The following is a 10,884-nucleotide window of genomic DNA, read 5'->3' as shown; positions in this document are numbered from 1 at the left end:
ACTCTCAACTTTTCAAGTTGTTGTGTCAGATCTGGTCGCGACTAATACACATAATATGACAGGTTTCATTTTTTCAAAATCTCATATAGCGCGTCCATGATTTTTTCTTCATTATTATCGCCGGATCTTATTTGATAAATAATTTTAGACATATAAGGTTAGATTAGGAAATAGAGCATTTCAATATTTTCTTTGTAGAGAGTCTGGTAATAATCAGCATCCTGATACTGAAGTTTTCTTGCTGCAGATGCCGCTACCTGAGCTTTAGCGTAAAGATTTGTCCCTGTAACAAACCATGAGGCAAAATTGTTAACCATTTTTACATGTGATTCATTGAAGTCTCTTGAACTCATTATGATTTTGGCGATGGTTATAGATAATGCCAATTTACTCGCTTTACCAGAAGAATATGCAGCAGCTTTACCCAGTAACCGTTCTATTTGGGATGATATATTCTCAACTCCCTGCGGACCAATACGTGTCAATATTTTACGGAAGTATAATTCAACCATGTCCAACACAACGTCGTTGCGATGATAAATTTCTCCCAATGCCATAACCAGTCTTGTATCTTCCCGCCACATATTCCGGCATGAACTACGGTAATATTCGTCTGGCATAAGACAGGAGCCATAGTTAACGAGTCGCTGGCTACCGGACTTAACATTGTATATAGTAGTCATCAGGTTCGAATGTATGTCCTTTAATGTTCTTGTCAATGCTATTGCCAGTGTCTTGTTTGATTGCATTTGCAACTGCAAATATGTTTGGGACATCGCACGGTTCCTTGTATCATTCGACTAAAACAGCGATCGATTATAGCGACCTCAAAGGATAAGCTCAAACATGTCCAGAGTAAAAATTGCCCTGATATACATTCTTATCGCAATTGTTTACTTCCTAATAATTCCTGACGTCATTATTCGTTCAATATCTTCTGAGCGTTTGGCGCAGCTTAGTGAAGCGTTAAGCATTGGGGGATTGTTCAGCCCGCTTCTTTCACTTCTCATTTTCTTGGGGGCGTTATCAATTCTGCTGGCCTTTTTATCAGTATTCTTTGTTAGGCGGATTCTTGTTGCGTTCCTGAAAAAATAAGGTATCGAAATTAGATCGTATACGCTTTCGCATTTCAGTACCTTCCATATTTTCTTCGTACATGCGCGAACCCTCTGGCGGAGGTCCGGCATAGCCGGCCGCCCCGAGCATTCGGGCGACCGGCTATGGAGTTACTGCGCGGCAGCCCGCTCAGAAGCGGAGCGCTCCTCGCGCTGGCAGGACGGCACGGCGTCGCAGTAGCGCGCCATCAGCTTCAGCGTGACCCCGTTGGTCCAGCCGAAGCCGTCTTGCAGCGCATATTCGCCGCCGCCTCCGCCGCTGCCGAACCCAGCGCCTTCCACCACATATTTTTCCACCAGCTTATGCTCGGCGTCATACAGCTTTTGCACATTGGCCAGAAAACGGGTGCCGATGGCCTGCGCCAGCGCGTCCTGGCCGTAGCGCCTGAAGCCCTCGACCGCGACCCATTGCAGCGGCGCCCAACCGTTCGGCGCGTCCCACTGCTGGCCGGTGTTGATGGTGGTGGTGGTCAACCCGCCCTCTTTCAGTAGCTGTTTGCGCACCGCCTCGCCGGTGGCGGCAGCCCGATCGCGCGGCGCGATATTGACATACAGCGGGAATACCGAGGCCGCGGTGATCGGCTGCGTTATCGCCTTCCGGCGCCAGTCATAGTCGCTATAGTAGCCGTCCTGTTGATTCCACAGATAGCGGTTGACGGCCTGTCTGCGCTCATCGGCGACGCGCAGGAAGTGCGCCGCTTCCCCCTGATTGCCGGCGGCTTCGGCGCCGCGCGCCATCGTCTGCTCCAGATGAAACAGCAGCGAATTGAGGTCCACCGGAATAATATCGGTGGTGTGAATGGTGGAGAGATCGCGGGGCTCGCGCAGCCAGCGCGAACTGAAGTCCCATCCCGAAGCGGCGCCGGCGCGCAGATGGCGATAAACCTCGGCCGCGGGGCGATCGGCCGCCTGGGAGGCGGTGGTAATGTCTTCCATATAGGATTCGGTACGCGGCGTATCGCGCTCATCCCAGTAGCGGTTCAGCACGCTGCCGTCGTCAAGGCGCACCACGCGATCGACGGCCTGCCCGTTCGGCAGCCCCACGCTGCCGCGCATCCAGTAGTGGTACTCTTTTTTCAACTGCGGCAGGTAATGCGCGTAGACCTTATCTCCCTGATTCTGCGCCAGCAGTTCCACCATAAACGAGAAGAAGGGCGGCTGTGAACGACTGAGATAGTAGCTGCGGTTGCCGTTGGGAATATGGCCGTAGCGGTCGATTTCGTGGGCGAAGTTATCGGTCATATTGCGCACCAGCGTCCAGTTGCCGCTTTCCGCCAGACCCAGCATGGTGAAATAGCTGTCCCAATAGTAAATCTCGCGAAAACGTCCGCCGGGCACCACGTAGCTATGGGGCAGCGGCAGCAGCGAGTCGTACGCTTTCACCTGCCGGGTGGTGCGCGTCAGCACGCTCCACAGGCCGTCAATATGCTGGCGCAGCGTCTGCCCGGCGGGCGGGACGTAGGCTTCGCCTTCTTGCGGCAGGGTAAAATTACTCTCGACGAAGCGTTGCAAATCGAAGCCGGGCGACGGTTTCTGCCGCGTATAGGCATCGAGGATGGCGGCAGGATCCCGGTTCGGCACGGCGTCGGCAAAGGTTTTCTGATCGGGGAACAGCTTGGCCCGTTGCACGTCGCTGAACAGCGGCCCCAGCAACATATCGGGCGGCTGAGGAGCCGCCACCGCCGCGCCGGCTCGGCTGATTGTCGTCGCTTGTTCCGTCGCCGGCGCGGCCGCGGCGAGCGTGGAAAATGAAATGCCGAGGCTTAGCGCCAGAGCAAGGGGCGGCAGAGACGTTTTTATGCCACGCGGGGAAACGGAAAACATACGCAAATCTCCTTGTTTACGGCCGGTAGGGCGGAACGCCGCATGCGGCTGTGAAATGCAACTTACTGAATAATTAAGCGTAGTCGGTCAGCGACGGCGATTGCCGCTGACGGCGGTAAAAGTGAGGCGCAGTTCAAATTTTTCACGGCAGGTTGCGGATGGAGCTGGGCGGCGGTGTGGCATTGGGCGGGGACGCCCAATGCCATAGGAGGAGAGGAGGGCTATGCCGCCAGCGTATGCTGCGCCATATTGCTTAACAGCGACTGGATAAACTCGATGCGCTGCGGCCGGGCGCTTAAATCCTTGATGAATTTCAGCCGCGTCGGCCCATCCAGGCGGTAAACGCCGGGGTTGTGCTGAAGCAGCCCGATCAGATGGGTCGGATCGACGCGGTTCTGTTCGCTGAATTCGATAAATCCGCCTTTTTCATGGCCTTCGATGCGTTTGATGCCCAGCGATTGCGCCTGCTGGCGCAGCGCCGCCACCTGCAACAGATGGCGCGCGGCGTCCGGTAAGCGGCCGAAACGGTCGATAAGCTCCACTTTCAGCTCTTCCAGCTCGTGCGGCCGTTTGGCGCTGGCGATGCGTTTGTAGAAAGAGAGCCGGGTATTGACGTCGGGGATAAAATCTTCCGGCAGCAGGGCGGGCAGACGCAGTTCAACCTCGGTCTGGCTGCTGATCAGGTCTTCCAGCGAGGGTTCGCGGCCGGCTTTCAAGGCCTCGACGGCGCTCTCCAGCAGCTCCATATACAGCGAGAAGCCGACGCTGGTCATCTGCCCGCTCTGATCTTCGCCCAGCAGTTCGCCCGCCCCGCGGATTTCCAGATCGTGAGTGGCGAGGGCGAAGCCCGCCCCCAGATCTTCCAGCGACGCGATCGCCTCCAGACGCTTATGGGCGTCGCTGCTCATCGCCTTGGGATGCGGCGTCAGCAGGTAGGCATAGGCCTGATGATGGGAACGCCCGACGCGGCCGCGCAGCTGATGGAGCTGCGCCAGCCCGAAGTGGTCGGCCCGCTCAATGATGATGGTATTGGCGCTGGGAATATCAATACCGGTTTCAATGATGGTGGTGCACACCAGCACGTTGAAGCGCTGGTGATGAAAATCGTTCATCACCCGTTCCAGATCCCGTTCGCGCATCTGGCCGTGGCCGATGGTGATGCGCGCCTCCGGCACCAGCTCCGCCAGACGCTGGGTGGCCTTTTCGATGTTTTCCACATCGTTGTAGAGGTAATAAACCTGACCGCCGCGCAGGATTTCACGCAGGATGGCCTCGCGCACCACCAGATGGTCGTATTCGCGCACAAAGGTTTTCACCGCCAGGCGGCGCGCCGGCGGGGTGGCGATAATCGACAGATCGCGCATGCCGCTCATGGCCATATTCAGCGTGCGGGGGATCGGCGTGGCGGTGAGGGTGAGGATATCCACGTCGGCGCGCATCGCCTTGATGCGTTCCTTGTGGCGCACGCCAAAGCGGTGTTCTTCATCCACCACCAGCAGCCCCAGATCGCGCCAGCGCACATCGCTCTGCAACAGCTTATGGGTGCCGATCAGAATATCGACCTTGCCTTCCTGGGTTTCTTGCAGAATCTGCGTTTGTTCGCGCGCGCTGCGGAAGCGGGAGATCATCTCGATTTTGACCGGCCAGTTGGCGAAGCGATCGCGGAAATTGTCGTAGTGCTGCTGCGCCAGCAGGGTGGTAGGCACCAGCACCGCCACCTGCTTATGGTTTTCCACCGCGAGGAACGCGGCGCGCATTGCGACTTCGGTTTTACCGAAACCCACGTCGCCGCACACCAGACGGTCCATCGCCAGCGGCCGGCACATATCGCTCAGCACCGCATTGATGGCCTGAGCCTGATCGGGGGTGGTTTCAAAAGGGAAGCTCTGGCAGAAAAGCTGATACTGCCCTTTGTCATGGCGAAAGGCGAAGCCGCTTTTGGCGGCGCGCTGGGCGTAGACGTCCAGCAGCTCGGCCGCCACGTCGCGTACTTTTTCCGCCGCCTTCTGCCGGGCGCGCGACCAGGCGTCGCCGCCCAGTTTGTGCAGCGGCGCGCTGTCGTCCGCGCCGCCGGCGTAACGGCTAATCAAATGCAGCGAGGAGACCGGCACGTAAAGTTTATCTTCCCCGGCATAGGTGAGAATCAGGTATTCGGCCTTAATGCCGCCCGCTTCCAGCGTGGTCAGGCCGGCATAGCGCCCCACGCCGTGTTCCAGATGCACCACCGGCTGGCCCGGCCGCAGCTCCGCCAGATTACGGATCAGGGTGTCGGCGTTTATCGCCCGGCGGTTATCCTGACGCCGTCGGCTGACGCGCTCGCCCAGCAGATCGCTTTCGCAAATCAGCGCCCGCTGGCGCAGCGTATCGATAAAACCGTGCTCGCTGGCGCCGATAAGCAGCGAGGCGCGCTGCTCTTTGGCCTGCTCCAGACTATCAATCGGTTGGGGATTGAGCTTGATGCGCGCCAGCAGCTCTTGCAGCGTTTCGCGCCGGCCCTCGCTTTCCACGGAAAAGATCACCGGCCCGTCAAACCGCTCGATAAAACGGCGCAGGGTATCCAGCGGGGCTTTGTGCTGCGGCTGGATGGCCAGATCGGGCAACGGCAGATAGCCAAGATTCACATTGGCGGCTTTATCCGTCAGGGTATCGGTGCGCAGCTGCACCCGCGGCCAGGCTTTCAGTTCGGAAAACAGGCTGTCGACCCGCAGCCATAGCGACTCCGGCGGCAGCAGCGGACGCATCGGATCAACCCGCCTGCTCTCAAAGCGCTGCTGAATATCCTGCCAGAAGCGCTCGGCGCCCTGTTCGATATCTCCGGTGTTCACCACCAGCGTGTCGGCGGGAAAGTAGCTGAACAGCGAGGGCAGCGGCTGATTGAAAAACAGCGGCTGCCAGTATTCGATACCGGCGGGCCAGCTGCTTTTACTTACCTGCTGGTAAACGTGTTCCGCATCGCGACGCACCTCGAACTGCTCGCGCCACTGGCTGCGGAACAGTTCGATGGCGCTTTTGTCGGTGGGGAATTCGTGAGCGGGCAACAGATTGATTTGCGGCACCTCATTTAGCGTGCGCTGGGTGTCGACGTCGAAAAGCCGCAGGCTGTCGATTTCATCGTCAAAGAAATCAATCCGGTAGGGTTCTTCGCTCCCCATGGGGAACAGGTCGAGCAGCGCGCCGCGCGAGGCGTACTCCCCGTGCTCCATCACCTGGTCGACGCTGCGGTAGCCCGCCTGCTCCAGTTGGGAACGCAGCCTGTCGCGCGACAGACGCTGGCCTTTTTGCAGTATCAGCGCATGGCCGTGCAGGAAGGTATGCGGGCATACCCGCTGCATCAGGGTGTTGACCGGCAGGATCAGCACGCCGCGCTCCATCAGCGGCAAGCGGTACAGGGTGGAAAGACGGTTGGAGATAATCTCCTGATGGGGAGAAAAACTGTCGTAAGGCAGGGTTTCCCAATCCGGCAATGCCGTAACGGTCTGGGCGGTAAATTGCTGAATTTCATCGCGCAGGCGCAAGGCATTCTGCATATCGGGGGCGATAAGCACCACCAGTCCGGCATGGCGGTCAATAATCTCTGCGCATTCCACGGCGCAGGCGGCGCCGGTTAATTGTCCCAGCAGGCGTTGCTCGCCCGATTTGCGCGGCAACGAATAACGGTATTTTTCAGGCATAATCTGATTATCAGGTCTCTACCCCGGCGTCCGCTAAGAAAAAGCCGGAGAGTGAGGGTGTTAGGGTTCCATAAAGCGGTACTACCCTTTATTATCCTTGAACACTTTGCTTTGGCAACCATATCCAGACGGATTTCATGTATCAACCTGTCGCATTATTTATTGGCCTGCGTTATATGCGCGGCCGCGCATCAGACCGCTTCGGGCGGTTTGTCTCCTGGTTATCGGCCATTGGCATCACCCTCGGGGTGATGGCGCTGGTAACCGTACTGTCGGTTATGAACGGTTTTGAGCGCGAATTGGAGGAGAATATCCTGGGGCTGATGCCGCAGGCGTTGATTACCAGCGCGCAGGGGTCTCTTGATCCGCAGAGCCGGCCCGCCTCCTCCCTGAGTTCCTTGCAGGGAGTCAGCCGCACGGCGCCCCTGACCACCGGCGAGGTGGTGCTGCAAAGCGCCCGCAGCGTCGCCGTGGGGGTTATGCTGGGCATCAACCCGGACGAAGCGGAGCCGCTGTCGCGCCACCTGGTGAACGTGCGGCAACAGCAGCTCCAGCCGGGGCAATATCAGGTTATTCTCGGTGAGCAACTGGCGTCGCAGCTGGGGGTAAAGCGCGGCGAACCGCTGCGCCTGATGGTGCCCAGCGCCAGCCAGCTCACGCCGATGGGGCGCATCCCCAGCCAGCGGCTGTTTACCGTGGCGGGCACCTTTTCCGCCGGCAGCGAGGTCGACGGTTATCAGCTGCTGGTCAACCAGCAGGACGCCTCGCGGCTGATGCGCTACCCGGCGGGCAATATCACCGGCTGGCGCCTGTGGCTCGACCAGCCGCTGACGGTGGATACCCTGAGCCGTCAGACATTGCCGGACGGGCTGGTGTGGCAAGACTGGCGCGAGCGCAAGGGCGAGTTGTTCCAGGCGGTGCGGATGGAAAAAAACATGATGGGACTGCTGCTGAGCCTGATTATCGCCGTCGCCGCCTTCAATATTATTACCTCACTGGGTCTGCTGGTGATGGAAAAACAGGGCGAGGTCGCCATTCTGCAAACGCAGGGGCTGACCCAACGTCAGATTATGACGGTGTTTATGGTGCAGGGGGGCAGCGCCGGGATCGTCGGGGCCCTGTTAGGCGCGCTGCTGGGCGCGCTGCTGGCCAGCCAGCTCAATACGCTGATGCCGCTGCTGGGATTATTGCTGGACGGCGCGGCGTTGCCGGTGGCGATAGAGCCGCTGCAGGTGGTCGCCATCGCGCTGACCGCCATGGTCATTGCCCTGTTATCCACGCTGTACCCGTCGTGGCGCGCCGCCGCCGTTCAACCCGCTGAGGCTTTACGTTATGAATGATTTACTGCTGTTGCAGTGCAATGACCTGTGCAAGCGCTATCAGGAAGGCAAACTGTCGACGGATGTGCTGCGCAACGTCTCCTTTGAGATGCGCAGCGGGGAAATGATGGCGATTGTCGGCAGCTCGGGTTCCGGCAAAAGTACCTTATTGCATCTCTTGGGCGGGCTGGACTCGCCCACCTCCGGCGAGGTGATTTTCAAAGGCCAGCAGATGAGCCGGCTTTCCGCGGCGGAAAAGTCCGCGCTGCGCAACCGCGAACTGGGCTTTATTTACCAGTTCCACCATCTGTTGCCGGATTTCACCGCGCTGGAAAACGTCGCCATGCCGCTGTTGATCGGCCATGTGCCGGCGGCGCAGGCGCAGGAAAAAGCGCGCGAAATGCTGGCGGCGGTCGGGCTGGAGACGCGCAGCCACCACCGGTCGGCGGAGCTGTCCGGCGGGGAACGGCAGCGCGTCGCCATCGCCCGCGCGCTGGTGAACAGTCCGTCGCTGGTGCTGGCGGACGAGCCGACCGGCAACCTCGATCAGCGCACGGCGGATACGATTTTTGAACTGCTGGGCGAACTGAACGCGCGTCAGGGGACGGCGTTTCTGGTGGTTACCCATGATTTACAGCTGGCGGGCCGCCTGAACCGGCAGTTGGAAATGCGCGACGGCCGGTTGCAGCAGGACGTGACGCTGATGGGAGTGCCGCAATGACCTTTCCTCCGCTTTCCCTGCTGATCGGCCTGCGTTTCAGCCGCGGCCGGCGGCGCGGCGGCATGGTTTCGCTGATTTCGGTGATTTCGACGGTGGGTATCGCCCTGGGCGTGGCGGTGCTGATCGTCGGCTTAAGCGCAATGAACGGTTTCGAGCGCGAGTTGAATAATCGCATTTTAGCGGTGGTTCCCCACGGCGAAATCGAACCGGTTAACCAACCCTTTGACGGCTGGCGGTCGATTCTGCCCAAAATCGAGCAGGTGCCCGGCGTGGCGGCGGCGGCGCCCTATATCAACTTTACCGGTCTGCTGGAAAACGGCGCCAATCTGCGCGCCATTCAGGTGAAAGGCGTCGACCCGCAGCAGGAGAGCCGCCTCAGCGCCTTACCCCGCTTTGTGATGAACAACGCCTGGGCAAATTTTCGCGCCGGGGAGCAGCAGGTGATTATCGGCCAGGGCGTGGCCAAGGCGCTGAACGTCAATGAGGGCGACTGGGTGACGGTGATGATCCCCAACAGCGACCCGCAGATGAAGCTGATGCAGCCAAAGCGTATCCGGCTGCAGGTCAGCGGCATTCTGCAGCTCAGCGGCCAGCTCGACCATAGTCTGGCGCTGGTGCCGCTGGCGGATGCGCAGCGCTATCTGGATATGGGGGAGAGCGTAACGGGGATCGCCATTAAAGCCGCGGATGTCTTCAGCGCCAATAAGCTGGTGCGCGATGCGGGCGAGGTCAGCAACGCCTACGTCTATATCCGCAGCTGGATCGGCACCTACGGCTATATGTACCGTGATATCCAGATGGTGCGCACCATTATGTATCTGGCGATGGTGCTGGTGATCGGCGTGGCCTGCTTCAATATCGTATCCACGCTGGTGATGGCGGTGAAAGATAAAAGCGGCGATATCGCGGTGTTGCGCACCCTGGGCGCCACGGACGGGCTTATCCGCGCTATATTTGTCTGGTATGGCTTGCTCGCCGGCCTGTTGGGCAGCGTGCTCGGCGTGGCCGTGGGGGTGATCGCGACGCTGCAACTGACCAATATCATTCGCGCCATTGAATCGATAACCGGTCATCGCTTCCTGTCGGGCGACATCTATTTTATTGATTTTCTGCCGTCGGAGCTGCACGTTATCGACGTCGTCAGCGTGCTGGCGACGGCGCTGGTGCTGAGTCTGATCGCCAGCTGGTATCCGGCGCGCCGCGCCAGCCGGATCGATCCCGCGCGGGTATTGAGCGGGCAGTAACCTTTTATACCCACGCTCGGCGCCGTGCGGTGTGGGGATGAGCCATCAACCAGTAAGGGGCGGTCATGTACTACTACGGTTTTGACATGGGCGGTACAAAGATCGCGCTGGGCGTATTTGATGCCGAACTGAACCAGATTTGGCAGAAGCGGGTCGCCACGCCGCGCAACAGTTATGAAACCCTGCTGAATACCCTGGTCGAGCTGACCAGGGAAGCCGACGCGCAGACGGGAGCGGAAGGTAAAATCGGCATCGGCGTGCCGGGGATGCAGACCGGCAATAACGGCGCGCTGTTTACCGCCAATCTGCCGGCGACCATGGGACGGCCGTTAGGGCAGGATCTGAGTCATTTATTACAGCGCGAGATCCGCATCAACAACGACGCCAACTGTTTTGTTCTCTCCGAGGCCTGGGATGCGGAGTTCCGCGCCTACCCGGTGGTGCTGGGGATGATCCTGGGCACCGGCGTCGGCGGCGGCCTGGTGGTGAACGGCCGCCCGGCGGAGGGGCGCAACGGCATCACCGGCGAGCTCGGCCATTTCCGCCTGCCGTGCGACGCGCTGGATATTCTCGGTGATGACATCCCGCGCGTGAAATGCGGCTGCGGGCAGTCCGGCTGCATTGAAAACTATATTTCAGGCCGCGGCTTCGAGTGGCTGTACGCCCACTATTATCAACAGCCGCTGCCGGCCGTGACCATTATCCGCCACTATCGCGCGGGGGATGCCAATGCGCTGGCGTTCGTCGATCGCTTTATGGATCTGCTGGCGGCCTGTTTAGGCAATCTGTTGACCCTTATCGATCCCCACCTGCTGGTGCTGGGCGGCGGATTATCGAATTTCGACGAAATATATCAGATATTGCCCACGCGTTTGCCCGCGCGGCTATTGCCGATTGCCAAACCGCCGCGCATCGAAAAGGCGCGCTATGGCGATGCGGGCGGCATTCGCGGCGCGGCTTTGCTACACTTAATGAATCAATAGCAGGAGC

8 protein-coding genes are annotated in these 10,884 nt (G+C 59.3%); 5 read left to right on the top strand and 3 right to left on the bottom strand.

The window, feature by feature from the left end; genetic code table 11:
- Positions 1 to 158: 158 nt before the first annotated feature.
- Positions 159 to 776 carry a hypothetical protein gene (locus tag DDT56_RS21925; protein ID WP_246856853.1) on the bottom strand — a complete coding sequence of 206 codons (618 nt, stop codon included), beginning with the start codon at positions 774 to 776 and terminating at the stop codon, positions 159 to 161.
- A gap of 70 nt (positions 777 to 846) precedes the next feature.
- Between DDT56_RS21925 and DDT56_RS21920 the strand changes: the two genes are divergently transcribed.
- Complete coding sequence (locus DDT56_RS21920; RefSeq protein WP_136168504.1) at positions 847 to 1,095, top strand: hypothetical protein; 249 nt, start codon at positions 847 to 849, stop codon at positions 1,093 to 1,095.
- A 131-nt stretch (positions 1,096 to 1,226) separates the two neighbouring features.
- Here the strand turns inward: DDT56_RS21920 and treA are convergent, their stop codons facing one another.
- Positions 1,227 to 2,939 (bottom strand): alpha,alpha-trehalase TreA, encoded by a 1,713-nt coding sequence (treA, locus tag DDT56_RS21915; protein WP_136168503.1) that lies wholly within the window; start codon positions 2,937 to 2,939, stop codon positions 1,227 to 1,229.
- 221 nt (positions 2,940 to 3,160) lie between these two features.
- A complete protein-coding gene (gene mfd, locus DDT56_RS21910; protein ID WP_136168502.1) occupies positions 3,161 to 6,610 on the bottom strand; it encodes a transcription-repair coupling factor in 3,450 nt (1,149 codons plus the stop codon).
- 137 nt (positions 6,611 to 6,747) lie between these two features.
- On the opposite strand from mfd, the gene lolC reads away from it, so the two are divergent.
- The 4 genes from lolC to nagK all read left to right on the top strand — a co-directional run bounded on the left by lolC (position 6,748) and on the right by nagK (position 10,877).
- On the top strand, positions 6,748 to 7,950 hold the full coding sequence (gene lolC, locus DDT56_RS21905) for a lipoprotein-releasing ABC transporter permease subunit LolC (protein ID WP_136168501.1): 1,203 nt from the start codon (positions 6,748 to 6,750) through the stop codon (positions 7,948 to 7,950).
- The gene (gene lolD, locus DDT56_RS21900) at positions 7,943 to 8,650 is read left to right on the top strand and encodes a lipoprotein-releasing ABC transporter ATP-binding protein LolD (protein ID WP_009112363.1); all 708 of its coding nucleotides are present in this window, start codon (positions 7,943 to 7,945) and stop codon (positions 8,648 to 8,650) included. Before lolC ends, lolD begins: the two co-directional genes overlap by 8 nt.
- Positions 8,647 to 9,894 (top strand): lipoprotein-releasing ABC transporter permease subunit LolE, encoded by a 1,248-nt coding sequence (gene lolE, locus DDT56_RS21895; RefSeq protein WP_136168500.1) that lies wholly within the window; start codon positions 8,647 to 8,649, stop codon positions 9,892 to 9,894. The genes lolD and lolE overlap by 4 nt, the downstream gene beginning before the upstream one ends.
- A 65-nt stretch (positions 9,895 to 9,959) precedes the next feature.
- Entirely contained in the window at positions 9,960 to 10,877 is a 918-nt protein-coding gene (nagK, locus tag DDT56_RS21890; RefSeq protein WP_136168499.1) for an N-acetylglucosamine kinase, read from the top strand.
- The last annotated feature ends 7 nt before the right edge of the window (positions 10,878 to 10,884 follow it).

Source organism: Brenneria corticis, from assembly GCF_003115855.1.
Taxonomy (GTDB): domain Bacteria; phylum Pseudomonadota; class Gammaproteobacteria; order Enterobacterales; family Enterobacteriaceae; genus Brenneria; species Brenneria corticis.
The sequence above is the reverse complement of the archived record's forward strand: the minus strand, read 5'-3'. Positions and strand labels throughout refer to the sequence as shown.

Coding starts and splice junctions, on each gene's coding strand:
- DDT56_RS21925 (WP_246856853.1), bottom strand. CDS start 776: ATGTCCCAAACATATTTGCAGTTGCAAATGCAATCAAACAAGACACTG.
- DDT56_RS21920 (WP_136168504.1), top strand. CDS start 847: ATGTCCAGAGTAAAAATTGCCCTGATATACATTCTTATCGCAATTGTT.
- treA (WP_136168503.1), bottom strand. CDS start 2,939: ATGTTTTCCGTTTCCCCGCGTGGCATAAAAACGTCTCTGCCGCCCCTT.
- mfd (WP_136168502.1), bottom strand. CDS start 6,610: ATGCCTGAAAAATACCGTTATTCGTTGCCGCGCAAATCGGGCGAGCAA.
- lolC (WP_136168501.1), top strand. CDS start 6,748: ATGTATCAACCTGTCGCATTATTTATTGGCCTGCGTTATATGCGCGGC.
- lolD (WP_009112363.1), top strand. CDS start 7,943: ATGAATGATTTACTGCTGTTGCAGTGCAATGACCTGTGCAAGCGCTAT.
- lolE (WP_136168500.1), top strand. CDS start 8,647: ATGACCTTTCCTCCGCTTTCCCTGCTGATCGGCCTGCGTTTCAGCCGC.
- nagK (WP_136168499.1), top strand. CDS start 9,960: ATGTACTACTACGGTTTTGACATGGGCGGTACAAAGATCGCGCTGGGC.